The organism is Brakhagea baltica, from assembly GCF_052161605.1.
Taxonomy (GTDB): domain Bacteria; phylum Planctomycetota; class Planctomycetia; order Pirellulales; family Pirellulaceae; genus JBKCUI01.
On record NZ_CP197409.1, the window covers coordinates 4,329,275 to 4,354,334 of the forward strand.

The following is a 25,060-nucleotide window of genomic DNA, read 5'->3' on the forward strand; positions in this document are numbered from 1 at the left end:
CGTTTTGGATGCCTGCTTCGACGTTGTCTTGTTCCAGCATGAACCCATCCATTGGAACCGTTGCGAAGAGTCATTATATGCCAGGGGAACATTTGGCGGACATAAGATCAGGGCGGGGACGTACCACGGACTTCTAGTCCGTCGCTGAGCAATGCAGCACGATTGCAACAGTTGGGTGACACGTCCCTGAGCCCCGTAACGAAACAACCAGAACGAGAGAATCAAAACTCTCTGCTAGAATCGCTTTGGCCATCATGACGGTTGCCACTGAAACGATGAATGTCTCGATCGAGGTTGTACGGAAGCCATCGGACCGAACCATCGCAATACGCCATCCCAAAACCCACCCAATGGGCCGACCCAAACACTCGCACATGAAACTCTCTCGCGTCACGCATCGGAGCGTCCAGCGTCCAGCGATTCAAATCGAGATCCACACCAGAAAATATACTCTGGTCGTAACCCAGATCCTTGTCGGTGTAATAACCCACCGTAGAAACATACTTTTCGCCGATCGCATAGGTATTCGAAAGACCATCAGTGATATCCCCCGCACGAACTCGACTCCTAAGAAACGAGATTCCCGTCGCTGGGCCGGTGGGAGTCCACGGATAGTCTCTCCGTTCCGCCTCAGCATACGATGGTGGGCCTCCGTCTGTATTGGTGATATAGTCCCCCTCGTTGATCGCATAGTCGGTCTTGGGGACGAAAACTTGATAGGTCGCGTTGACGGGCTTCGCTGAGATCGAGGCTAACGACAAGAGATCTCCGGGGCGGCTCGGACAACGGACGACGGCCAAAGGGGTTCGGCTAATCTCGGTTCGCCAATCGAGCTGGCCAAAGGGATCGTTGGCATCCCCTGATGGCAAATTCACTTCGATAAAACCGGTCAAGTGATAGATCCACCCACCAGGTTGTTTGGGACCGAATCCGCGGGTGGGGTCGGCGATCCATCGATACCCCCATCCGTTGGAGGGGAAGAATTTATGAGACGCTTCGAAGGACTGGGACGCGAGTCCGAGCTGCCGCAGATTGTTCTGGCACTGCGTTCTCCGGGCCGCTTCGCGGGCGCTTTGGACGGCCGGAATGAGCAAACCGACGAGAACACCGATGATCGAGATCACCACCAACAGTTCGATCAGTGTCATCCCGCGATTCGGGATATCTCGCTTCAGAAGATAAGGGCTCATAGCTTTCGTTTTTTGTAAAAGTAGAAAGCCGCAGCCAGTGCTCCCGAAGCGAGAAAGAGCAACCACCAGCCCAAGTTCGATTTCTTGCTCTTTTCGACCTCGGTAGCGATCGTCTTTTGTTTCACTTGCTCGCATCGGTCAATAACCATGACATCTGGGGGAATTGGAATTTGAAGCCGCTCTTCCGGAAAGCGGTCGAGAATTTTAACACCCGAGAGTTTGGTGGTCGTCGAAAGGTAAATTTTTGGAGATGCCAGCGAGCGGCCGTCGAGGGAGTGGTAATCCTTCTTAATAACTCGCAGGATGGTCTTCGGGAGTGTCTTTCCCGAAAAGTCCGCATAGCCGAAGTCCGTTGCCCAACTGTATTTTTCTAGGGCTGGTTCGTCGAAATAGTCATGTTTGTACTCAGAGACCATCGTCGATAATTCTCTCAGAAGTACAAGCTGATTACTGCGGAAACCAAAATACATCGACATCGTTCGCTCGTTAATCCCTTTCCCGATGTTGGTCGAGGATAGGATAACGCAATCGCCAAGTTCTGGATCGGTGACTCTCCCTTTCCATGACATAGTATTGATTCGCTTTTGGAAGCGATCTTTCTCGATGTCCTTAAAGGTATTCAATGCCGTTATCTCGACCAAGCCGCAGAAAGTGAGGGAAAGGAGTCCTGGCTGCTCACACAGTCGTTCCACCTGCAACAGTTTTCGACTCTTGGAGTAGTGATATATCGAACCCGAGATTCCATCAAAGATCTTCACGAATACCTTCTCATCCGGAGCTGTCAGATGTACAAAGTGCTGCTCGTTTGACAGGATTAACTCATGGCGTCGTGTCCCCTCGTAAAGTTTCAGCTTTTGCGAATAACCTGATGAGGCCGAATCTGATAATTCCGGGGCGGAATACGTTTCACCTCCTGTTTCCTGAGCGGAGAACCAAAGAGTTTTCCCCTTAAACTGAGACGAGTAATTCTCCAAACCGGAGACGATGTACGGCACCCTCTCCGCCTCGGGCAATGCCTCAATCGTACCTAGGTCTGGAAACACAAGATGACCAAGGACGAGCGACAAAACAAATCGAACCGCGAACAGCCCATGATAAAAAAATATCACAACACGTCTCCTGATTGTCTGCGTTTAGGTTTACGGTAGCGAAACTCGTGCGAGAGTTTTGAATTCGAGCGAGTTTTCGAAAGTCTTGGCGACTTCCTCTACGGAAGGCCCTAATCCTCAACTCTGACGAGCCGCGGATGGATTTTCCTTGGAACCAGCCCAAGGAACAACGCGGACTTTATTAAGCCCCATATCGTCTAATGAATAAGCGGAGCAGCGCGAGCTGCCCGGTAAATCGCCTCGAAAACGCGGGGAAAACCGGACTGCTCGCGCTTTTTCGCTAAAACAGAGAGCATTCGTTGAACGCTATTGGCATTGAACCCTACCAAAATGCTCCGACTTAAAAAACACGTAGGGCGAATCACGCCTAAGGCAAGGAACTGCAAATCCGAACGGCATCAATCACTCAGGATCAAAACAATAATAATCTGATATTGATCTTGTTCCAATTTGTGCGTAATAATCTCCAGTAAAGGAGGCGATACGCGGATAGCTAGCATTACATGGAGAAGAGCAGGATGTTTCGGGAAATGAGTTAACCTGAACAAGATTCGGCGGGCCCATTATGCCGGTTTGCCCCGCTGTCGTGTAAATGAAATTGGAAACTTTAACGCCGTTGCGATGCAGGCATTCGAATTCAGCCGGCTGCCCGATGCCCGGCTCTAACTCGATCAAACCGGCTTCAATATTTGAATCACAAAGCCATAAGCATCCATCGTTGCTCAAAGCGACGAAACCTAATGGGAATAACAATCCCATCAATCCCGAGACTAACCTAGTCGACATTTTGAAAATCATCATAGCTTACTTTCTCCCTACAAATTCCAAAAAAGCTTTCAATGTACCTCAAAAATGCGGTGATACTCCGCTCACTTCGCCCCTCCTCTCAGTCGTCACCATCACCACCTCCTTTCGATATGACGAAAGACAGGGAATCAGAATAAGTCGTGCTGCCGATAAGGGGATCCGAAACCCGAAGGACCACACGCAATACGCCCGTTGAAGAGTCCTGGTCAGACTCAAAAAAACTCTTTTTGGTCGAAAGGCGAACGACCGACGGATCGCTCTCTTGGATGACCGTCTCCAAATAATCGTTTTCCGCTTCTAACTCGACAAACTCGACTCGCTGAACACCAAAACGTGGCTCGACTTGCAGGAATCGCTCTGTGTTCTTTTGAAACTCGAGTACATAATTTCCTAGGTCGTAGGGCTTTTCAACGACAACCCAAACGGAAAATGCAAGCGAGACGGGAGTGTCGACTCCACGCACTACAAATTCCGCAGACAGCTCTCCTCTATGGATACCTGGAGGCTGATCTACAAAACCAAGAAACGTCAATTGGGAGCCCTCCCGGACGAACTCGAGATTCTCGATGAATTCGGGACTCGACACCAAACGAACATCCTCCACATCGAACGCGACCTCCGCTGCAAAAGCAACTTCGGACCTTTTGTAGGGCTCCACGGAAATCCGCATTCCTTGGGCAGCCGCAGGAAGCAATGTCTCTGCACGCAATCGCACCCACTGTTCCCATGTGCGTTTGTCATCTCGAATCGAAACGGTCAGATCCGTGCTTTCTTGATGTCGACTTGAATCTAGAACCGTCTGCGATTTGGGTCGATATCGCACCTCGATCATTTTCTTGCTGTTCGGTTCGATTTCCCCCATCGAGGGCTCTACCGATGCGCACGAACAATCGGCGGAAATTCGAAATGGAATGGTGTGGTTTGTCCTGTTGGTCAATGAAAATTGTCCATGGACCGTTTCCGTGCAGGGGACAACTCCAAAATCAATCTCCTGATGACTGACGGTGACCACATCATCGAATCCCTTTTCTCGAAAAGGAGAATAGAAGAATAACCCAAGAAGCGCAATTCCCAACGCTCCAAAGAACCATGTCAGGTTTTCGTATCGCGTGGGGAACCGAGGCGAGTGATTCATAGGGATATCTCCAACGTATAAACCATGTTGACCGAGAATCGATGGGTAGTTCCGTCCTGCAGCCCCACATCCACCTGGACCCCGAGGTTCATCGGAGGTTCGTTGATGGCCTGCTTATCGCTTGCCGAAGAAATCCGATATTGCAAAAGGATCGCTCGCGATACACTCCCCCCCGGTGCGCTATACTCAAGCACGCTGGGTTGCAAACAATCGCAGGACGAATGCACGGTATCGATCGCGGCATCGGGTCGTAAACCGACCTGTTCCAGCGGAAAACAAACGTAGCCCTCGCGATCCCGAAATATCACTCCGATGTCCAGCGTCCGCGAACTGGATGCCGATACGCCTTTCCCGTTCTCCGGTAGTGGGGTGGGCACCGGGACAGCCCCGAAACAGCCAGACAAGCTCAGCAACAAATAGCTAACGCCAAGACGCATGGGTGCTTGGCGCTTGGTGCTTGGTGCTTGGTGCTTGGTGCATATTCGGCAACCCTATTTCAAAGCAACAATCGCGACTTGTCTTCCCGCAAGATCGATTAGAGAGGTTTTGAATCGCATTGCAAGAAAAATTTTAGAAAAATGCCAGGAAAATTTTCAGGTCGTTTTTTGGGGTGGGTGACCGTCAGAGTTTCAACCAGCAAATTCTCTAGCTCTGTCGGAAACGCATTGAGGAGGGGTGTGGCGGTTGGCGATTCGATGCTCTAGGCTATAAGCATCGGTTCTAAGTTCTCCTTTCGCTTATTGAGACGCTCGCGAAGTCTTGATGAACAGTGCTCCCTCTTTGATCCAGCTATGCTTCCCAACACTTCCCCTCGCTTTTGGTGGATTGCCATCGCCATCATATCGGTGCAAGCGGTTGTTCTGTGGAGGGGTTCAGATCGGCTCAGCCCCAATCCCGATGAATTCCCACACCTCGTGGCTGGGATTTCTTATTGGCGCACCGGTGATGCGCATTTGTATAATGTGAATCCACCTCTCGTGCGTTTGATTGCATCTCTACCTGCGGTTATCAACGGTGCCCGTGTCCCGGTGAGCGACGAGGAGTTCGGGCGACTGAAACGCTCCGAGTTTGTTTTGGGAAGCCAATATGCGAGAGAACATGGTCAAGCGGCGTTTACCGAATTGATTCGCGCGCGCCGCATGCATCTGATTCTGATTCTGCCTGGGACCCTCGCCGTGATCCTGCTCGGCCACGTGTTGGTTCACCCCAATGTGGGAATCGCGGCTGGACTCTTGTGGGCATTCAATCCCCTGACACTGGGATACTCGCTGCAACTAGGGGTCGATATTCCCGGTGCTACGATGGGGGCATGGGCTTTGCTCGCCAGTTGCCTCGTGATCGAGAAACCATCCTGGAAGAATACGCTCGTCGCCGGTCTAACGTTAGGACTGGCCGTCGCTACCAAAAGCACGTGGATAGTCGCCATGGCCTTTTGGCCAATCGGATTTTTTATGATTTGGGGGCTTTTGAAATGGGAACCTCCCAACCATCGATGGGCTTCCTTTTCCAACAGTGCTTGGTATCGAATCCTGGCTTCGGGGGTGGTGGTTCTCTTAGTGGCGTGGAGCGTGTTGGTGCTCGCCTATCGTGGACAAGGTCTTTTCGTGCAACTCTCCGATTATGCCTTTGTCAGTCGAATGCTCGTGGGGGACTCGACCGTTCACAATCGCTTCTACGGTCATTGGCTAGGACACATACCGGTTCCTCTCCCGAGCGCCTTGGTGGAGGGGCTCGACCAACAATGGAGAGATTTTGACGATCCAAAGATGTGCTATTTTTCAGGTCACTGGCAAGAGGGTGGATGGTGGTGGTACTATCTGGCTGCCCTCGCTATTAAGTTGCCGCTCGGCTGGATCGGGTTGCTCGTTTTATCGTGTCGCTGGGTGATCACCGATGCTCGTATACTGGTGCTGGGTGTCTTTATGCCTCTGATGTTTTTCGCTCTGGTCAGCTCCAAAACCAACATGAATGAACATGTACGGTATCTGTGGATCATTCTGCCTATCCTGGCTGTGGTAGGCGCTATGGGAGTAGCGATGGAGAAAAACCGAATCCTTCGCGCTCTTTGCTGGTGCATGACGCTGTGGGTCATCGGCGCGGGCTGGCTCACGTATCCGTATGGGATTGCGTACGCGAACGAGGCGGTGGGTGGATCTCGGAGGATTTCGAATTATCTCGCGGGAAGTGGTGCGGATTGGTGTCAAGGTTGGGTCGCCGCGAAGGAATGGTTAGAGGAACATCGCGAGGATCCCTATATCTATTTCGTCATCGAGCCTCGATGGTATCCTCTTTCCGTGGTCGGTATCCACCTCAATGATTCCAAAGAGGCGCTCGAACAGAGATTTCGCGAGTATCCAGAACAACCCGTTCGGCTTTTGGTTTCGAGCTATATCCGAATGGAGCGTGAACGCAGCAATCGGATCACGCTGGCGCACGCGCAAAGGGTGGATTGCATTGCCTACTGTATTGATGTGTATGAATTTCCCTATTCGGAGCGGTATAGGACCTCGACATCACTATTTGTGGAGCAGACCGATAGAAGACCAGCATCCTCGAATTAGTTATGCGCTTTGTCTGAAATCGTTGCGAAGTCCGGTCGGCATCGGCGCCCTTAGATTTCTATTGAATGGGTCTCTTCAAAGAAAGGTTGTCCGACGGGGACATTTCATAGCAACGTTCGATCAGGATTGGGCGGAGCTTGCGTTCAAAGAAATCTTCGAATCAATCCATTCGGGAAATAGAAGTTCCGAACTCCTGATCTGGATTATGAAACGCATGTATTTCTCCAGGTATTCATTCCGGAGTTTACTACCGATATTTCGTCCCTAACGGGACGAATTTTCCGTGGCCTTACCTGAATGGGATAGTCAGTAGACAGAGACCAAACATGCCAACACAATTCCCGCCCAGATCAGCGGTTCTGAAGTTTCGCTTCTTCAGCCTTTTCTGCGTTTTGGGTACCTGCTTCGACGTTGTCGTGTCGGTGCACGGCGTTTGCTTCGGGCGGAATCGTGGCTCTCGATGGCGAAGTCCGGTTGTGGGAGGGTGGCCGCGATCTGTTCTGCTAGCTCTAAGGTAAGCTCTGGTCTTCTGCGGGCGATTCCGCGATAGATCGATAGACCTTGATCGCCCGATAGCATTTCCCGTCGAGAACGACCGTGTGGATCCTCGGCCCACGGTTGCTCGATATCGATCCATTCAAAAAGAGCTGACATGGTCTGTCTGATGTAGTTCCAGTAAGCCAATCGGTCGGATTGCAGAAAGACCTCGCCGTCGTCGGTTAACGCTTGGTATAAAAGAAGAAGAAAATCTGGGGTGAGCATCCGTCGCGAGGATTGCTCGGGATCGGCAAAGGGCTGTGGGTGGTAGATATGAATCTCGCGAGCGGATTCGGGCGGTAGGATGGTAGATAAAAAACGCCAGCCATCGGAGACCGCGAAACGCGTATTGGCAAGCCCCCGCTGATTGCCTCGGCGAGTCGCGTAGCGAATCACGGCAGGTAAAATATCGAGTGCGATGTGATTCCAGTCCGGACGCCGCACAGCCGAGGAGATCGTAAACCGTGCATTTCCACACCCGAGCTCGACCGCCAACGGAGCGGTTCGGCCGAAGAGGGTTTCGAGGTCGACATGGCCTGATTCAGGTAGCTTTTTCCAGGCCGTTTGCACCCATCGATCTTTTTCTAAGATTTCTCCCGGGATGGGAATCCCCATTTCGTATTCGATTTCCCCTGGTTGCAATTGAGTGGGGTCGGAGTTGTTTTCGAAACGTTTGCTTTTCATAGAGGTTTCGCTGTTGGTGCTTTCGCTTTTTCGCAGTAGATCGCTTAGAATTATCGGTCGCTTAGAGTACAGTAGACTCCTCAACTCCACGCTGGTCTATCGCCAATGGCTAAATCCCCAGAACCTACCGTATCGGAAGCCGCTCAGATTCTGTCCCCCGACATGATGGGCAAACTGGAACGAATGGAATTGGTCAGCCGAAAGATTTTTCGGGGGCGAATGAAGGGAGAGCGACGAAGCAAACGAAAAGGTCAAAGTGTCGAGTTCGCGGATTTTCGCAACTATTCGCACGGGGACGATCTGCGTTTTATTGACTGGAATCTCTTCGCGAGGTTAGATCGACTCTATCTTAAGTTGTTCTTGGAGGAGGAAGATCTCCATTTTTTCGCGATCATCGATGATTCCCTTTCGATGGATTTCGGGTCGCCTAGCAAGCTCTTCGCGGCCAAGCAGATTGCAGCAAGTTTGGGGTACATAGGTTTGTGCCGCGGCGATCGAGTCTCATTGTCGAGTTTTTCTACGATCGATCGGCCCGCTATCCTGAGGGGAAAATCCAGCGTCTATCGAATGCTTTCCCATGTGCAAGGAATCGAAGCTTCAAGAACGGGCCCTACGATGCAGGACGCTATAAAACGCTACTGTACTCGCACTCGAAGCAAAGGGATCGTCGTCCTCATCACCGATTTGATGTGTAAAGAGGGATATGAAAATGCGCTTCGGCTTTTGGTAACCCGCGAGATGGATATTTTCTTAGTCCACTTGCTCAGTCCAGAAGAACGGGACCCCAATTTGCAAGGGGATTTGAAACTGATCGATATTGAGGATGGCGATGTTCGAGAGATTTCTGTCTCCGCCCATCTAATCGAGAAGTACCAAGAGAACTTGGAACAATTTATTGAGGTGGCCAAAGCCTTTTGTAACAAGCGTTCCATCATGTACGTACCGGCACGCAGTGATCAGGGAGCCGATTTACTTATCGGAGACTATCTAAGAACCAGGGGATTGGTTCGATGAACTTTATCAACGCATTGTCCTGGCCTCAGTGGCTAGTGCTCCTCGCGATTCCACCGGCGGTATTGAGTTTGTACTTTCTCAAGCTCAAACGAAAAACAGTAGAAGTCCCCAGTACCCTTCTGTGGAAAAAGTCCTTGGAGGATTTGTATGTCAACAGCCTCTGGCAGCGACTTCGAAATAGTTTGCTACTCTTCATGCAGTTATTGTTTCTCGGTCTACTCATCTTGGCCTGTTTGCGACCCGGCTGGAGTGGAACGGAGAGAGTCGGTGAAAAGCGAATTTACATGCTGGATCATTCCGCCAGTATGCAAACCAGCGATGCCCAACCAAACCGACTGGAGGAAGCCAAGCTTGGGTTGCGCAGTTTGATTGAGAATTCCGGAAATGACGACGTCGGCATGTTGATCGCTTTCTCCGATCGCGTGGACGTTCGACAAGGATTCACGAAAGACAAAAATAAACTACTAGCTGCCCTGGAGTCCGTCTCCGCAACCAATCGCACAACCAATTTTGCGGAAGCGATAAGGACGGCAGCGGCTCTCGCCATTCCTCCCAAGGAGGTCGAAGCTCCGGAGGAATCCGAAGACGCAGAGAGTTCGGCGGGTTCTTTGAGCTTGCCCGCTACCGTCTACTTGTTCAGTGATGGTGGATTCGAAACGATCGATGAACCAAGTGCGGATAGGTTGTCGATCAACTTCTTTTCCTCTGGGGATAGCAGCACCAGCAACGTGGGCATTCTTAGCTTCGCGGTCCAACGTAAAGAAGGTGCTCCTGACCAAATGGAGGCCTTTGCCCGATTGGCAAGCTACGGTGGCACCGAGGTTTCGTTTACTGCGTCGCTTGAGATCGATGGCGAGCTCGTCGATGCGACGCGTATCAAAATGGCTCCGGATACCGAAACAGGTATCGTCTTTGAGATCAGTTCTTTGTCAGAAGGGAATCTCAAGCTATCGCTCGACGTGGCGGACTCCAATCCTATCGACAATGTTGCCTATGCGGCCGTTCGACCTCCTAGGCGGATTAAAGTTTTGTTGGTAACACCGGGTAACTCAGCGCTGGAGGCTGCGATGAGTACGGATCGTTGCCGCCAAATTTCCGAAACGGAGGTTCGTGCTCCCGGATACTTGAACGAAGCGGAGTATCAAGCTAGGGAGAAGCAAGGTGAGTTTGAGTTGATCGTTTTCGATCGATGCACACCGAAAGCTATGCCGCTAGCGAGTACGCTTTTTATTGGCATCGCACCACCCAGTGCAGAGGAATGGACCATTGGTGAAGCCTCGAGCCCTGTTTTGATTCTTGACGTGGATCGTTCTCATCCGATAACGCAGTTCCTTGAGATGGGCTCGATCATCATCGTTGAGGGAATGACGGTCAAACCGCCGGAGGGAGGCAAGGTGCTAATGACCAGTGATTCCGGACCGGCGCTCGGGCTTGTGCAACGCGGCCCTTTTCAGGATGCGGTGTTGGGTTTTAGTGTGGCAGTCAACGAGAATACCGACTGGGGATTGCGAAGGAGTTTTCCCGTGTTTGTATACGCCGCGATCGAATCCTTGGGAGGTGGTGAAGCCGAATCTTCTGCTACGAGCATTCGTCCTGGGGAACCGATGCGAATTGGGCTCGCTCCTCAAATAGTAGAATGTGTTGTGGAAACACCAGGAGGTGACAAATGGCCACTGGTGCGGTCGTCGGATTCAAGATTCTTGTTCACACGGACCGATGAGCTCGGTATCTACAAGGTCTATGCAAAGGATTCGGGCGAACTGCTCGAGACATTCTGTGTCAATCTCTTTTCCAGTCGAGAGAGCGATGTACGAGCGGTGAATACGATCGAGTTAGGAAGTAACGCAGTTGCAGCGGACAGTTCCCTGGTTCGTTCGCGACAGGAAATCTGGCGGTGGTTGTTGTTAGCGGGACTGGTATTGCTGATCGTCGAGTGGGGATTGTTCAACCGACGCGTTTTTACTTGAAAAGAGCAAGGAACAGCTGTGCATTATTTGGATGTATTTCACCTAAGCTGGATAGAATCGCGACGCACTCTGCTGTCGTTGGGCATGCTGATTGGCTTTAGCCTGATGGGTTGCGAAGCGCAGCGTGATGCTACTATTCGGAACGATAGCGATTCGAGCAATCAGGCTAGCATGCAAAAGAATCTCGATGAGTCGTATGGGATAGATGATTCGTATGGGACAAGCGGGAGAGAGCAGCTGCATACTGGAGAAGGGCCATCAGGTGACGGGGAGCTTACACAAGAAAAGTTGGTCATCGAACTGATTCCGCAAGGGTTCGAGATCGGTGGTGGGCCACTACGCGTTGCCGTCTATGATGGGCCCAAGACGTTCAATAAAGTTGAGATGGCGTTGTGGAAGGATGTATTCGAGGCCGAAGGCATGCCCATTACGATCGAGTTATCTCGAAGCCAATTTGCCGGCAACGATCTGGCGATTGCTATATACCAAGACAGCAACTCCAACGAAAAGCTGGATAAGAATACGTTTGGAATTCCGCAAGAGTTATACGGTTTTTCCAACAATCCCAAGCGAGGCTTTGGACCACCCAAATATGCTGAGGTCGCGGTTCCGCTAGAATCAGAACGCTTAACGCTGACGATCAGCCTGCATTAACCAGAACGATTACGAGATGGCATTAGAGATACTTCCTTCGGTTTGCGCAATCGATTGCCCTGACGCTTGTTCATTGCACATCACAGTTGAAGATGGCAAGGTGACCAAGCTGGCTGGAAATCCGGAGCATCCCATCACTAAAGGTTTCGCATGCGTCAAGATGAGTCGCTATCCGGAGCGTCAGGAGCAATCGGATCGCTTGCTCCATCCCCACCGAAGAGTGGGAAAGAAAGGGGAGGGAAAGTTTGAGCGAATCAGTTGGGACGAAGCCCTCGATGAGATCGCTGATCGAACGCGTGGTATTCTCAATCAGTATGGCGGGCAGTCGATCCTGCCCTATCATTACGGTGGAACGATGGGGCAACTGGAGAGCAATCGGCCGGTAGCTTTCTTTCGGCGAATCGGTGCTCTGGAGTTGGATCAAACCATTTGTGCAACGACAGGGGGTGCGGGTTGGGAAGCCAATTATGGCCCCAACAAAATGAGCACAGATCCAGAGGATGTCGTTCACTCTCGCTATGTGATCCTTTGGGGGATTAATGCCTTGCGTAGTAATTCTCACATGGCACCCATTCTCAAAGAGGCCCGAAAGCGTGGTGCCAAGATTCTGCATATCGATCCCTATCGGAACGAGACCTCGCGATTCGCCGATGAGCATTGGCAGATTCGGGTGGGAACTGACGCTGCGTTGGCTTTATCGTTTGCCAATGAAATCTTGAACCACGGTTGGCATGACCAAGCCTATCTCGATGAATTCGCGTACGGGCTCGATGAGTTCCGAGAGGCTTGCGCCCAATGGCCGCTCGAGCGGGCGGCCGAGTACTGCGATTTGCCACACGAATCATTGAAACGGGGCGTGCGAGAATTTGCGACGAGCGAATCTCCGTATGTGAAGGTGGGCTATGGAATGACCCGAAATGAGAGTGGCGGCAATGCGATGCGGGCGATTTCCCTGTTACCCGCATTGCTGGGAGCATGGAAGAAGCCTGGTGGTGGCGGAGCACTCTCGACTAGCGGTGCGTTTCAGTTAAACAGCGCCGCCATCAATGGAGCCTTGGTCCGAAATCCTGATGCCAGGGCGGTCAACATGAATCTACTCGCATCGGAGCTGGCACCGGAGACCTCGACCATTCATGGGTTGTTCGTATTCAATTCCAACCCTGCTGCCGTAGCTCCCGATTCCAGTCGGGTTCGCGAGGGACTCGGGCGCGACGATTTGTTTTGTGTCGTGCTCGAGCATTTTCAGACTGATACGGCGGATTATGCAGACTACCTTTTGCCGGCGACCACATTTCTAGAGCATCCCGATATTTACACATCATACGGACACTATTATTTGCAATACGCTGCATCGGTGACGGAGCCTCGTGGCGAAGCGAAACCGAATAGTTGGTTTTTTCGCGAGCTAGCAGTTCGATTGGGGCTAACTGATACGACGTTAGATTGGGATGCAGATCAGGCGATGCGTCAGTTGTTGACCTCGAGCAATCCGTGGTTACAGGGGATTGACCTGGAGACGCTCAAGCTTGATGGGTCGATGAAGCTGCGTTTTCCGGAGGGGTATCGTCCCTATGCTCAGGGAAGTCATTTTCCTGATCGCAAGATCCGATTTTCGCCTGTTCCCGAGCAATTGGAGTTTGAAGAGGTTCTTACCGAGGAGTATCCATTGCGGCTGATCTCACCACCAGGCAGCCATATCGTCAATACTACGATGGGGAACGTGCCGAGCATCATGAAGCTAGCAGGCGGAGAGCCTACGGTAATTGTTCACCCAGCGGACGCGGCGAGCCGGAATGTGGACGATGGCGATTACGTGCTAGTCCAATCGAAAACGGGAGAGATCAAAAGACGGGTCCGAGTTTCCGACGAAGCCAAACAGGGGGTGGTTGTAGCGTTGGGGCAATGGTGGCCCAAACTGGCCCCTGATAAAAAGAGCCTTAATGATATAACCAATGAGCGGCTGACCGATTTAGGTGGTGGTAGCACGTTTGGTAACGTAGCCGTCCAAGTGCTAGGTTGCAGGAGCTAAGCTCAGACTATGCAAGCACTTTGCAGGGGATGGTGGTCTGAGTGGCGCTGGTGCGAGCTGGGTCAGAGAGCTCACCGCAGGGCGTTGCCCGTGCGGCTAAACGACGACGCTAGAAGAAGTGTGATTCCCCACTTCAGAGTAAAACGAATCAGCTACCTCCAGCCTACGGATTGATCTCGCCGAAGAGTGGCGTGGAGAGGTACCGCTCGCCCAAGCTGCACATGATCGTTACGATCCGTTTGCCTTGGAATTCGGGTCTTGCGGCCACTTGTGCGGCAGCCCACATATTGGCACCGCTGCTAATCCCGGCCATGATACCTTCGGAGCGAGCCAGCTTGCGCCCCCATTCGAATGCAAGTTCGTCGTCGACTTGGATGACATCATCGATTACCGAGCGGTCCAGGTTTTTTGGTACAAAGCCTGCACCGATTCCTTGGATACGATGTTTCCCCGGTTGACCACCGCTGATGACGGGTGATTGTTTCGGTTCGACCGCGATCGCTTTGAAGTTGGGGTTTAGTTTCTTGATGTAGCGAGCGACGCCGGTGATGGTCCCGCCGGTGCCGACTCCGGCTACGATGGCATCGATGTTGCCTCGAGAGTCAGCCCAAATTTCGGGGCCGGTCGTTCGTTCGTGGATATCGGGGTTAGCTGGGTTTTCGAATTGTTGTGGCATCCAACCGGCTGGATCGCAAGCCACCAGTTCAGCTGCTTTTGAGATCGCTCCGCGCATGCCATCTGCGGCGGGGGTTAGAACGAGGTTTGCACCCAGGGCACGCAGCAGGGCTCGACGTTCGATCGACATCGATTCGGGCATGGTTAGTGTGAGGCGGTAACCCTTGGCGGCACAAGCAAAGGCCAATGCGATACCAGTATTTCCACTGGTTGGTTCGATGATGTGAGTGTCGGTGGTTAGGCGACCGGAACGTTCAGCATCCTCGATCATCGCCAGTCCGATACGATCTTTGACGCTGTTTAGTGGATTGAAGAATTCGCATTTCGCGAAGACGGTAGCATGTTCCTTTGGCACCAATCGATTGATACGAATCATGGGGGTATTGCCAACTGTGCCGAGAACATTATCAAAGGTTGTACCGATTGGCATTGGTATCTTTCAAGATGGTTGGGGTTGGGAGGAAAAGTAATTCACCGAAGAGCGCAGGCCGTTGGCTCAATAAGTTAATAGTGTACGAATAGTATTCGCGATGGCCATCCTAGACCGATGGGGAATCCTGGGTTAGTTCTCGCCTTGGATGTTCCCAAGATACTTTTCGCGGACCTTGGGATGTTTCTTGACTTCTTCTGGAGCACCTTCGCACATGACTTTTCCTTCATTGATCACGTAGCATCGGTCTACGGCGTTGAGAATCTCTAGTGCAGCATGATCTGTGATCAGGATGGAAATACCGTTGTCTCGAAGCTGAAAAATAGTTTCTTGGATGCTCTGAACCGTAACCGGATCGACCCCTGCAAAGGGTTCATCGAGCATAATGATTCGCGGGTTGGAAACCAAGCAGCGAGCGATTTCTAGACGCCGACGCTCCCCACCGGAAAGCTTGGAGGCCCTAGATTTTCGAATCTTGGTAATCTTGAATTGCTCGAGCAACTGTTCCGTCCGTTCCCAGCGTTCTTTCCTGCCAACCCCCAGAAGCTCGAGCATGGCCAAGATATTTTGCTCGACAGTGAGTTTCCGAAACACGCTAGATTCCTGTGCCAGATATCCCATTCCGCCGTCGCGTGCCCGTCTATACATGGGCCAAAACGTGACCTCTTCAGAGCCTAGATAGACTTTGCCGCGATCGGGCATCACTAGTCCGCAGGTCATCCGAAAGCTAGTCGATTTTCCCGCACCGTTAGGGCCTAGCAGGCCCACGATTTCGGATTGACCGACCCGCATGCTGACACCGTCAACAACCTTGCGGCGACCGTACGTTTTTTCTAATCCGTCGACCAGCAGAACATCCATGTTCGCGATTCACTCTTTGTTAGGCTATTGGGGCTAAGGGGTAGAAACAATCGGGTTAACGAATGAGTCCCATTCGTTGGAAGTTGGGAAAAAACGGGACTGGTGCGTTCCAGTAATGGGGCCAAAACAGAACAACCGCTCTCCCAATCATTAAGCGTTGGGGTGTATGGTGGTCGCTCCAAGAACGGGCATCGGAGCTCGCTGCGGAGTTGTCTCCCATGGGGAAAAACTGATCTTCTAACAAAGGGAAGTCATATTTCTTGCGTTTCGTGATCATCTCGCTTTTGATCCATGCGTTCGGAGTACTGGCGAACACGTGGCGTTCCAAATCGATTTTTGGTATTTTGGATGATAGTTCGCGATCCGAGAGTCCATGCAATTTCCTGGCGTATTCCTCTCGCATCTCCGCGGTTATTGATTTGTTGAGAGTCTGCTCGTATGTTTCATAATCTGTGATGGAATTCCTGCCCAGGCCCGGGCGGTAAGCGATGTGATAAATATCCCGAAAGACTTTCACTCGTGAAACAGTCATGCTGCCACCGGCAACACCGATTCCCAATGGGGCTCCGTCGAGAGGGTCCGCAGCGGAGGATACGGGGCCCTGTTCTTCTTGAGGAACGTACGACGAGATGTTTAGCTTGTTGGTTGGGGTCCATGCGACGACTTGATAGTCAACCCAAAGTGTTAGCTGTTCATCGATGTTTGAGAATCGAACCTTATGTTTTCGTCCGGCTCTGATTTTCGTAGAAGCAATAATTTCTTTGATCGGCGATCTCGAATCCCCGAAGACAGGGATCGACTCATCCTCTTTGAAGACCTGTGCCGTGGCTTGGCCTGAAGACAGATCGACGGTGATAATATGCTTGAATCCATATTCTACGATCAAAAAGGAGACTGACTTTGTACCACTGGAAGTGTCAAAGTCTACCTCGAGTGCCAAGTCTCCTGTCCAGTGAGTTCCATCGTTAAATCCTAAGCTACCCACCCTGTACTTGGCCTCCATCTCACTTTCGACTCTTGCATTCCATGCCTCTGGAGAATCAAACTTGTTGGGGTTAATCGATAGTTCCACACCAGTGTTGTAGGCTGTGAAGTCCGTGATGAGCCGCGGTTGGCGCGGATCTAGCGGAACAGCAAGAGCGCCGTTCTCTTCGAGCGTCCGCCATGCATGAACATCGATGACTCGGTGAAAGTACCTTAACCAAGCGGTTTGCTCTGTTGGTTGTTCGCCTTTAGCGGACCATTGCCCGGTGGACCAATCAGACTGCCAAAAGGCCTCGTCTTGTTCTAAGGGTTGCCAAGGTGGCGGGACGTTCCCCTTTACAAACGACTTCGGTACATACTCGGAATCATTAACCGTCTGCATCATGGCCGAAATAATATGTGGCGGCTTTCGTGCGATCTCGAACGAGGCGGTCGCGGATGGACGAACGTAGATATCACCACCAAAAATTCGAACGGTCTCGTTTGGCAATCCAATGCAACGCTTGATGTAGTTCTGTCGCGCTCGCTCTATAAACTTGAAGACGATGACATCCCATCGTTTGGGAATGCTCCAAACGTAGGCTAGCTTGCTAACAAGAATCCGATCACCTGAGAAAGTATTCTCATTCTTGTCGCGCAGGGGGTTGATCACCTGTGGCTTTCGCGAAATGGGACAGATGCCCGCAACGATGAATTTGTCTATCTTTTGCCCCAGATCGTTATCGAACTCCGAGCTGGCACCAACTTGAAAGCGAAATCCAGTTTCTTCGCTTGTAATATCTTTGTGGGCTCCCATGAGCGTCGGTGCCATGGAGCCAGTTGGAATTACAAACGCTTCTGCGACAAAGGCTTTGAATAGCAGCGCAAGAATGAAGGCAACAGCGAGGCTTTCAACCGTTTCCCGCACCACGACTTCGTTCGAGGTTTTTACGGTCGCCCCTGGAGACAGCTTGGGGGCGCTTTTGGCCTGAGAGTCTGTAGGCTGGGAGGCCATTGTAGGGTTGGTGTCGGAACTCATTGGGCTCCAGTTCTGGGGAAGTTAATAGTGTCCCAGAACGCAAATCGACGGTTCCAGGGGATTGTAGTATACCCAAAATCCCCATTTGGTCGCTGCGCTAGATTCCAATTGGCTAGCAAAGGGCTGTTTGCCCCCCAAACTGGCCATCATTGGGCCTTTAGTTGGACTTCGGCAGAGCTGCCAGAAGAGTTGGCAATTTCGACGGGGCGAACGATCCTCACAGAGGGTTTGAAAAGAGTTGGCGGGACTTCTTCGTAATCGTCTAGTACCATTTGAATGCGTGGTTGTAGTTCGCCTAGCAACTCCATGAGTCGTTCGATCACTACGTAGGATTCTGTGCCAACGAGTCGTCCCATTACTTCGACCCTACCCAGGATTCTTCCTTGGGACTGAATCGGGATTTTCAGCGTCCAACGTTCGGACGAGTCGGGCATCTTGGAAATGTGCCAATTAGCGTGAAAACCCTCGTGCAACCAAGGCATATTGAGATCAAGAGCGATTTTTGCTACTCCGTGTTTCTCTGCGAATTCGACGAGCGAGGTCCAAACGATGTCCCACTCACGCGAACCTTGAAGTCGTACCTTTTGAATACGGGCGTTGTTCGCGTGGACTCCTTGACGACCAATAAGGCTCTTCGAGAACCCCAGGCTCCGCTTACAAAGCATTTCCAATTCAGCGAACCCAAAGGCCCTGGTTGCTACGAGCGTCCCCAGGGCGAGCAAAATACTCCCTACAGAAATCCAGTCCGACTGGAGGATGCCCGACGCGACCGCACCCCCGCATGTCAGCACACTAAGCAGTGTTATCGTACCGACTAGCAAGTGGCTTCTTATGCCAAGACGCATAAGACTGTGATGCAAGTGCCCTCTATCGACGGTAAAGATACTTCGTCCAGCTAGAGTTCGGCGAACGATCGCCATGCAAGAATCGAACAACGGAATCGCCATCAATCCGATCGGCACCAGGATGGGTAACGGATCAGTTCCGTGATTTATACACCTAATAGAAAGCACGCCCAGGAAAAGTCCAACAAACATACTTCCCGCGTCACCCAAGAAAACCTTGGCGGGCGGAAGATTAAAGAAAAGGAACCCTAACAGTGCTCCTGCAAGGGCACCTGCTACCATTGCCTCGACATAGTTTCCTGTCACCCACGCTAATCCCGAAATTGCAGCTGACGCGATCCATCCAACCGACGAACAAAGTCCATCGGCTCCGTCGATCAGATTGACCGAGTTAACCGCCAACAATAACCAGCCTAGCGTCACAGGTACCGCGAGTAAGCCCAGCTCAATCGTCCAGCCGAATAGGGACAAAGTAGGCAATTGAAACCCGAAAGCCATCACTGACAAGCAGATCAGAATCTGACCCAAGAGTTTCTGGCGGCCTCTCAGGCCAAATCGATCGTCGGCGACACCGAGAGTGACAATCGCAACTGCACCTAAAGCAAGCGCTGTGACCTGATAAATCTTTGCGAAGGCTACTGCTGCGAAGTCTGCTCTGGTCCCCAACATCAAAGCAGTGGTCGATAGTAGGCTCACCAAAACCACAATTCCGCCGCAGAGAGCAATCGGTTCCTTGTGCAGCTTGCGATGCGTATCAGGATTGTCTACCAATCCGATTCTCATGCAAACTCTTCTGGCTAAAGGCGTCAACAAAGTAGCAATCAGAAAAGCGATCGCAAGCGATACAAGCGGAAATACCATGATGATCTCTACACGATGTGACAAGGTGATTGGGATGCGCCGCGCGGCGTTGCGTGTGCTAACCCGATCTCTCGGAAGTCCTTCCATGATCGTTAGGTTTGATTCATCCGTCCAGAGCTTGCCAGACAAAGATTCACCAAATATCTGTTGATACAACCTGTTTAATCCGAGTTATCGTTAAATTCTCGAATGCTTGTAAATGGACTCAAAAATCGGATTTTTAAATCAAACAAACCGCCAGTTGGCGACATCGTGCCGGTAGATTCGGCTTAAGGGCAAGCTGCCGTCCCTCGCTGGTCTCTTATCACCTCCAGGAACACAATGAACCGACAAAAATACCAAGAACTGCTGGACACCTTTTTTTCCTGGCAGCAACCTGCCATCTCCCAAATCTTTACAGAATTTTTATCTGCCACGGCCGCCGAATCGGCCCTGACTCCGGCCGAAATCATGAGCCAGAACTACGAAACGGCTCAAGCTAACCCGGAAATCCACAATCTTCCTGGCAACCTCAAAGACGCACGTGACGCGGTTTTCCCCTACTTCTGGGGAACTGATAGTTGGAATAATCCGCTCCACCTGGAGAACGTTCGCGGTCCGGCCAACAATGCCTCCCTCATCGGAATGCTCGCGTGCCTGCTCAAAAACCCAAACCTTTGCACCGATCGCTACAGCCAACGCTCCAACGAACTCGAGGTCAAGGCCATCACAACCCTTGCTAACCTGATCTTCTACCATACCCAAGATCCCTGGGGCGTTTTCACCATCGGCGGGACGATCTCCAACCTGTACGGTGGCAAGATCGGACTCGAGAAAGTCCTGCCGGGGGTCATGCAGAATGGGCTTCGAGGCGAACGAGTCGTCGGCATCTGCTCGGAGGCAAGCCACTACTCCAACAAGACCGTTGCTGGCTGGCTCGGGATCGGGACGTCGAATCTCATCGATGTACCTACAGATCAAAACCTCGCCATGCGTACGGATTTGCTGGAATCCACGCTGGACGATCTGTATCGCTCTGGTGCAAGAGTCGCTTACATTTGCTGCACATTTGGTACCACAGACGGATTCGGATTCGATGACATCGACGCCATTTCGGAAATCGCCGAAGCCAAATCAAAAGAGTTTGGTGTGCCGAGACCACAATTGCACGTCGATGCAGCGGTGGGTTGGGCCCTGTCTATGCTTTCTGACTACAACCTGCAATCCAATCCTCTCCAGATGGAGCCTCGCGTTCGTGATATCATCGCTCGTGTGCAGGAAAAGAATCTAGGCCTTCGCAAAGCAGACTCGGTCACCATCGATTTTCATAAGATGGGACGAGGTCACTATCCGTCCAGTGCATTCATTGTGAATCGTCGCGAAGACCTCAAGTACCTCGCCCGTTCCGTATCCGACACTCCTTACTTCTCGGATGCCCAAGCCAGTCGGGACCCAGCCCTGTTCACGCTGGAATGCTCGCGGCCAGCCTTTGGCCCTTACAGTGTCATGGCCTCTCTCAATGGTATCGGCCTGACCGGCTGGCAAATGCTCCTGGCAAGATCACTCGAGTTAGCGGATCGCCTGAAATCAAAACTCGCGTCCCTCGACTATTGCAAAGTCCTCAATCAAGATACTCCCGGTGCATCGGTTAACTGGTGGGTCTTTCCCAAAGGTCGAAATGCGGAAGAAATTTTCCAAAAGCTTGTCAATAACGAACTGTCGATCGAACAACGTCAACGCTACTTGCCAGAGATTCGAAGACTTTTCGATAAGAGAAACAAAATGATGGACCCGAGAATTGATGCGAGACTTGGCTTTACGACTAGCTTTGGGTATTGTCCCCATGGTATCGATATCCCAGCATGGAAAGCGGTCTTCTTTAACCCAAAGACCACTGAAGAGATGGTAGATCGAATCGTCGAGAGTATCGAGGAGTTGTAGCCGTCAAACTAAGCACTTGTTGTCTGTTGCTGCTAAGTTTTAGGTGTCACAAAATCACTACTGGCTATCCTCAGAACTCCTGTTCCTGGTGCTGATCGTCCCGTTAGGGACGATATGTAGGTAGTCCTAATCAGCAAAGACAAGGCGAGCGGCAGATGAAAAGCTACCGATTCAATTCAGGAAACGCATCGCGAAGCGATGCCAATTGTGGCGGTATGGGCGCGAGCCCAATGGCACTTGCTTTGTTGTTGAATCTGGTAGTTCATTGGGTTTTTGTGGCTTTTGGCGTTTCTGGAAGTGTGTCGCTTTAGGACGTCTAGCATAGGCTTCGCGAGGGAAGCTGCGTCCCGGACGCTTGGGAAGCTTTTTTCGTGATGTATAATGTACGGCTGGCTGAAAGCGATCGAGACATTCGCTCGCGTCGCGGACCTCGATGCCTTGGAGCATATGACGGTACACCGACCATACACCGGTAAAACCGAGCTCACGCGGTTCGCAGTCTGCTTCTAACGCTGCCTGGCAACTCAGGGGTGCTTGCTCGCTCTCTTGCCGACGGTGTCCATGGAACCTGATAAGTCTTGGAAGAGGTGGTCGAGCTCAATAGTTCCGCACTTTTCTTAATGCGATTGAAGCGGTCCTTCGACAGACGTAACACGAATTTGTGACCGGAAGACCTAGCGTAATGAGCAACAGAGTAGATCCCATAGCCTGCATCGGCCATCACGATCGATCCGGCTGGCAACTTCCTCATCAATGCTCGCGCAAGGTAGGTCTCCGAGACGGCTTTTGGTCCGTTCACTGCGCCGAACTCAGGAGTTACAGCTGCACCAGAGCTAAGTTCATGTGCTTCAACGACATAGGCGACCGGCCACACTCCTAGGCCGTGTTGGTTGGAGGCGGGTGGGTAGCGGTTCTCTTTTGGCAGTGGCAAGAAAACCAGAACGCAGGGCGCAAATGTCATGCCAATTGCGGCCTTGATTGATGACAAAAAGGTCAGCTTGTCAAAGTAAGTGCCATTTGGCTTGCGCCGTTTCGCTATTAATGGTATCGCTACGCTATGAAGGTCGAATCTGTCTGTTAGGTCTCAACCACTTTGAACTAAGCTTAGCGTCTGTCGCTGCTATTCTGCTCGTTTCCAGGGCCAGGTTTTTGGGGTCCATTCGAAGGATAAAAAGGTTCTCGATAGATCTGGACACCGGTTGGCTGAGGTGGCATCGGCTGCCCAAAACCGCCAGCATTGGGTGGGAAAACATGTACTTGAGGTACTGCCGGACCACTGTAAAACGGTGGTTGGCTAAAGTTAGCAGTGTTCGATACGGGAAGTGAATTCCAGGCGGGGGGAAATGCGAGTCCGTTCGCTTCGTTCTCTAGCAAAGTTAACCGCATCTCGACCATTTTCTCCTTCGAAGCTTTGCGTTTCTCCAACTGCGACTTCAGCTTATCGATCTGCTTTTGCAAATCGCTGATTTGCGTTTCACGCTTGGAGAGATCGTGATCGAATTGGGCTTCGAGATAATTGGCTAGTAGGCTTCGAGCTTCGGTTGCGGCTTCTTCCTCGGTATCAGAGGAACGAAGCTTTTGAACCGCGGTATTCAGCTTTTGCTTGGCATCGGAATCTTCCTTCCAATCGTCTGGACCTGGCTGCTCCATTGTCGTAATGGAGAACTTGCCATCAGCTAATTTCAACAGCTCATTACGAGGTACGTGAGCACCTGGGATATGCGAGACTTCAGGAAAAACGATATTGCCGTATGGTGGTGGGACGTGCGGAACGCCAGGTACTGCAGCTGGGACACTAAAAGCTCTCTGGCCCAGCGGGGTTGCCATCTGGGTCGGCTGTGGGCCATCGGTATAATTGTTGCCGAACGCCTGCGAAGTGCTCGGAACATATCGAGCAGGTTGCGTGTTTTTGGGTTCTTGTGCCATAGCCCAAATTCCACCGACCACAACGAAGGGTGCTATCGCAAACAAAACATAGGATCGTCTCATAAAAACTCATCTCCGTAAAAAGCTAAGCGTGTTAAGTGCATGGGAAAGGGTATTGATACCGCATTGGCATCAGCAGCAAGGCGGAGCCTCGACGACAGTTCATTCCAAGGCGGAGCCTTGGAACGAGTTGTTCTCATCGTGGGGTTCGTTGGGAAGTCTCGAAAATCGAGATTGAAACATTCCCCACGAATCGTCTTGTTCCAATTGGTTGATCTGCTGCTGTAGATCCTGGATTGATCGCGAGAAATCCTGGAGTTCCTGGCTTTGGAATCCGAGGATTTGATCCTGCCGTTGGATCGCATATATTTGCTGCTCGGCTTCCATGAACGTGCTATTCCAATCAGCTTGCCAGTTACTATCTTCCTGAACCATTCCATCGACCCCAATCATGTTCGCGGACTCGGGCTGAAGAGCAGTTCCAGGTCTGAGCCAGCCTGGCAATACAGTCCGGCCAACGCCGAACAGTATCGCAATGATTGCCAACGCTGCCACGATGCGAATCGATCGACGACATGCTACTGACCAAAAACTCACCTTGTGAGGAGCGTTCTCTTTGGGGAGCTTCCTGAAAATTCGTACATTTGCTTTCCGCAACGACAGGCCGCCCGTCTGCAATGCTGTCAACAATGCATCGATCTCTTGTTCCAATTGTGACATGGATGCGAACCGGTTCTCTGGATTCTTGTCCAACAATCGATCCACGATGGCCGCAACTTCCACTGGGATGGATGAGTTAATTTGATCCAGCGGCCGATGAGGATCATGGCAGATTCGATTCAAAACTCCCATCGCATTTTGGGCGCGAAAGGGTGGATGTCCCGAGAGCATAAAGTACACCACGCTGCCCAGGCTGAACAAATCACTGGCAAAGCTCAACGAATCCCCTCTCGCTTGTTCCGGGGACATGTAGTGTGGGGTGCCTGCCACAATGCCTGTGCGCGTTAATGATGCGTCGTCCACCGCGCGAGCTAATCCGAAATCGCTGAGGAGAACGCGATCTACATTTTCCTCAAGCAGAATATTGGCCGGCTTCACGTCGCGATGCACCAAACCCTGTTGATGCGCGGCAGCTAGGCCAGCCGCCGTTTGCTTGGCGATGCGAAGTGCTTCAGCAATGGTCAGCGGCCCGTGTTCATCCACTTTGGCTTGCAGTGACTGACCATTGACGTACTGCATCACCAAAAAAGGATTCTTACTTTCACTTTCTACATTGTAGATGGGAATCACATTGTGGTGCAGAACTGCGGCTGCCGCTTGTGCTTCGCGGGCGAATCGTCGCCTGGCGGATGCGTTGTTGGCCAAATGTCGAGCGAGTACTTTCAATGCAACAACTCGGTGCAACTCCGTGTCATGGGCCTTGAGAACGATTCCCATTCCACCTACACCGATGACTCGTTCAACATCGAAACGACCGAGCTTGCCCAATAGTTCGGGATGAGCTGGTTGATCTAGAAAATCGAGCGAAACCCGTTCCAACTCGAGCGGACTGTCCTCGGGTAGTTCCGTGCCCACCTCGAGGGTAACGACGGCTCTTTGGTCGTTGCGTTCTGTGACAAGGTCTCCTTCGAGCCATGAGTCTTTGGCAACACCCCACCACTCGGGCGAAGATTTTTCAAAGCCTTCCAAAACGTTTCGGCATTCCGAGCATTTTTCTAAATGCTCCTCGATTTCTTTTGATCTTTCGGAGGTGACGCGATCATCGAAGATGGCCAAGATCGGGAATCGACATGCACGTGCCTCCAGCTGGCTATTGAGTCCTGACATGGATTTGATCGCGGGTGAAAATTGTG

19 protein-coding genes are annotated in these 25,060 nt (G+C 51.7%); 6 read left to right on the forward strand and 13 right to left on the reverse strand.

The annotated features are described in order from the left end of the window. Positions 1-221: 221 nt before the first annotated feature. The 5 genes from SH449x_RS16555 to SH449x_RS16575 form a co-directional block, all read right to left on the reverse strand. Positions 222-1,190, reverse strand: a complete 969-nt coding sequence (locus SH449x_RS16555) for a DUF1559 family PulG-like putative transporter (protein ID WP_482377184.1) — start codon at positions 1,188-1,190, stop codon at positions 222-224. Then, on the reverse strand, positions 1,187-2,299 hold the full coding sequence (locus SH449x_RS16560; protein ID WP_482377185.1) for a hypothetical protein: 1,113 nt from the start codon (positions 2,297-2,299) through the stop codon (positions 1,187-1,189). Before SH449x_RS16560 ends, SH449x_RS16555 begins: the two co-directional genes overlap by 4 nt. Before the next feature lie 402 nt (positions 2,300-2,701). Further along, the gene (locus SH449x_RS16565) at positions 2,702-3,100 is read right to left on the reverse strand and encodes a hypothetical protein (RefSeq protein WP_482377186.1); all 399 of its coding nucleotides are present in this window, start codon (positions 3,098-3,100) and stop codon (positions 2,702-2,704) included. Between the two features lie 85 nt (positions 3,101-3,185). After that, positions 3,186-4,241, reverse strand: coding sequence for an Ig-like domain-containing protein (locus SH449x_RS16570; protein ID WP_482377187.1), 1,056 nt, complete (start codon positions 4,239-4,241; stop codon positions 3,186-3,188). Further along, the gene (locus SH449x_RS16575; protein ID WP_482377188.1) at positions 4,238-4,678 is read right to left on the reverse strand and encodes a hypothetical protein; all 441 of its coding nucleotides are present in this window, start codon (positions 4,676-4,678) and stop codon (positions 4,238-4,240) included. Before SH449x_RS16575 ends, SH449x_RS16570 begins: the two co-directional genes overlap by 4 nt. Positions 4,679-5,032: 354 nt before the next feature. On the opposite strand from SH449x_RS16575, the gene SH449x_RS16580 reads away from it, so the two are divergent. After that, positions 5,033-6,802: an ArnT family glycosyltransferase gene (locus tag SH449x_RS16580; RefSeq protein WP_482377189.1), complete on the forward strand. Its 1,770-nt coding sequence runs from the start codon at positions 5,033-5,035 to the stop codon at positions 6,800-6,802. 375 nt (positions 6,803-7,177) lie between these two features. Here the strand turns inward: SH449x_RS16580 and trmB are convergent, their stop codons facing one another. Further along, complete coding sequence (gene trmB / locus SH449x_RS16585) at positions 7,178-8,023, reverse strand: tRNA (guanine(46)-N(7))-methyltransferase TrmB (protein WP_482377190.1); 846 nt, start codon at positions 8,021-8,023, stop codon at positions 7,178-7,180. A gap of 105 nt (positions 8,024-8,128) precedes the next feature. Between trmB and SH449x_RS16590 the strand changes: the two genes are divergently transcribed. Genes SH449x_RS16590 through SH449x_RS16605 form a run of 4 tightly spaced genes read left to right on the forward strand, consistent with a single transcriptional unit; the run spans position 8,129 to position 13,687 of the window. Next, a complete protein-coding gene (locus tag SH449x_RS16590) occupies positions 8,129-9,037 on the forward strand; it encodes a DUF58 domain-containing protein (RefSeq protein WP_482377191.1) in 909 nt (302 codons plus the stop codon). Beyond that, on the forward strand, positions 9,034-11,004 hold the full coding sequence (locus SH449x_RS16595; protein WP_482377192.1) for a VWA domain-containing protein: 1,971 nt from the start codon (positions 9,034-9,036) through the stop codon (positions 11,002-11,004). The genes SH449x_RS16590 and SH449x_RS16595 overlap by 4 nt, the downstream gene beginning before the upstream one ends. 18 nt (positions 11,005-11,022) lie before the next feature. Continuing rightward, complete coding sequence (locus tag SH449x_RS16600) at positions 11,023-11,658, forward strand: DUF2141 domain-containing protein (RefSeq protein ID WP_482377193.1); 636 nt, start codon at positions 11,023-11,025, stop codon at positions 11,656-11,658. A 16-nt stretch (positions 11,659-11,674) separates the two neighbouring features. Then, the gene (locus tag SH449x_RS16605) at positions 11,675-13,687 is read left to right on the forward strand and encodes a molybdopterin-containing oxidoreductase family protein (protein WP_482377194.1); all 2,013 of its coding nucleotides are present in this window, start codon (positions 11,675-11,677) and stop codon (positions 13,685-13,687) included. 163 nt (positions 13,688-13,850) lie between these two features. On the opposite strand, the gene cysK is transcribed toward SH449x_RS16605, so the two are convergent. From cysK to SH449x_RS16625, 4 genes are all read right to left on the reverse strand, one after another. Further along, a complete protein-coding gene (gene cysK, locus SH449x_RS16610; RefSeq protein WP_482377195.1) occupies positions 13,851-14,792 on the reverse strand; it encodes a cysteine synthase A in 942 nt (313 codons plus the stop codon). Between the two features lie 132 nt (positions 14,793-14,924). Continuing rightward, on the reverse strand, positions 14,925-15,653 hold the full coding sequence (lptB, locus tag SH449x_RS16615; RefSeq protein ID WP_482377196.1) for an LPS export ABC transporter ATP-binding protein: 729 nt from the start codon (positions 15,651-15,653) through the stop codon (positions 14,925-14,927). Positions 15,654-15,708: 55 nt separating this feature from the next. After that, positions 15,709-17,631: a signal peptidase I gene (gene lepB / locus SH449x_RS16620; RefSeq protein ID WP_482377197.1), complete on the reverse strand. Its 1,923-nt coding sequence runs from the start codon at positions 17,629-17,631 to the stop codon at positions 15,709-15,711. Between the two features lie 170 nt (positions 17,632-17,801). Beyond that, on the reverse strand, positions 17,802-19,517 hold the full coding sequence (locus SH449x_RS16625; protein WP_482377198.1) for an MraY family glycosyltransferase: 1,716 nt from the start codon (positions 19,515-19,517) through the stop codon (positions 17,802-17,804). 165 nt (positions 19,518-19,682) lie between these two features. Here SH449x_RS16625 and SH449x_RS16630 point away from each other — a divergent pair, with 165 nt between their 5' ends. Beyond that, positions 19,683-21,281, forward strand: a complete 1,599-nt coding sequence (locus SH449x_RS16630) for a pyridoxal phosphate-dependent decarboxylase family protein (RefSeq protein ID WP_482377199.1) — start codon at positions 19,683-19,685, stop codon at positions 21,279-21,281. A 484-nt stretch (positions 21,282-21,765) separates the two neighbouring features. Here the strand turns inward: SH449x_RS16630 and SH449x_RS16635 are convergent, their stop codons facing one another. The 3 genes from SH449x_RS16635 to SH449x_RS16645 form a co-directional block, all read right to left on the reverse strand. Further along, positions 21,766-22,242: a transposase gene (locus tag SH449x_RS16635; RefSeq protein WP_482377200.1), complete on the reverse strand. Its 477-nt coding sequence runs from the start codon at positions 22,240-22,242 to the stop codon at positions 21,766-21,768. Positions 22,243-22,385: 143 nt separating this feature from the next. Next, positions 22,386-23,270, reverse strand: coding sequence for a hypothetical protein (locus SH449x_RS16640; RefSeq protein ID WP_482377201.1), 885 nt, complete (start codon positions 23,268-23,270; stop codon positions 22,386-22,388). Positions 23,271-23,369: 99 nt separating this feature from the next. Further along, complete coding sequence (locus SH449x_RS16645; protein WP_482377202.1) at positions 23,370-25,034, reverse strand: serine/threonine-protein kinase; 1,665 nt, start codon at positions 25,032-25,034, stop codon at positions 23,370-23,372. Positions 25,035-25,060: the final 26 nt, after the last annotated feature.

Coding starts and splice junctions, on each gene's coding strand:
- SH449x_RS16555 (WP_482377184.1), bottom strand. CDS start 1,190: ATGAGCCCTTATCTTCTGAAGCGAGATATCCCGAATCGCGGGATGACA.
- SH449x_RS16565 (WP_482377186.1), bottom strand. CDS start 3,100: ATGATGATTTTCAAAATGTCGACTAGGTTAGTCTCGGGATTGATGGGA.
- SH449x_RS16570 (WP_482377187.1), bottom strand. CDS start 4,241: ATGAATCACTCGCCTCGGTTCCCCACGCGATACGAAAACCTGACATGG.
- SH449x_RS16575 (WP_482377188.1), bottom strand. CDS start 4,678: ATGCGTCTTGGCGTTAGCTATTTGTTGCTGAGCTTGTCTGGCTGTTTC.
- SH449x_RS16580 (WP_482377189.1), top strand. CDS start 5,033: ATGCTTCCCAACACTTCCCCTCGCTTTTGGTGGATTGCCATCGCCATC.
- trmB (WP_482377190.1), bottom strand. CDS start 8,023: ATGAAAAGCAAACGTTTCGAAAACAACTCCGACCCCACTCAATTGCAA.
- SH449x_RS16590 (WP_482377191.1), top strand. CDS start 8,129: ATGGCTAAATCCCCAGAACCTACCGTATCGGAAGCCGCTCAGATTCTG.
- SH449x_RS16595 (WP_482377192.1), top strand. CDS start 9,034: ATGAACTTTATCAACGCATTGTCCTGGCCTCAGTGGCTAGTGCTCCTC.
- SH449x_RS16605 (WP_482377194.1), top strand. CDS start 11,675: ATGGCATTAGAGATACTTCCTTCGGTTTGCGCAATCGATTGCCCTGAC.
- cysK (WP_482377195.1), bottom strand. CDS start 14,792: ATGCCAATCGGTACAACCTTTGATAATGTTCTCGGCACAGTTGGCAAT.
- lptB (WP_482377196.1), bottom strand. CDS start 15,653: ATGGATGTTCTGCTGGTCGACGGATTAGAAAAAACGTACGGTCGCCGC.
- lepB (WP_482377197.1), bottom strand. CDS start 17,631: ATGGCCTCCCAGCCTACAGACTCTCAGGCCAAAAGCGCCCCCAAGCTG.
- SH449x_RS16630 (WP_482377199.1), top strand. CDS start 19,683: ATGAACCGACAAAAATACCAAGAACTGCTGGACACCTTTTTTTCCTGG.
- SH449x_RS16635 (WP_482377200.1), bottom strand. CDS start 22,242: ATGACATTTGCGCCCTGCGTTCTGGTTTTCTTGCCACTGCCAAAAGAG.
- SH449x_RS16640 (WP_482377201.1), bottom strand. CDS start 23,270: ATGAGACGATCCTATGTTTTGTTTGCGATAGCACCCTTCGTTGTGGTC.
- SH449x_RS16645 (WP_482377202.1), bottom strand. CDS start 25,034: ATGTCAGGACTCAATAGCCAGCTGGAGGCACGTGCATGTCGATTCCCG.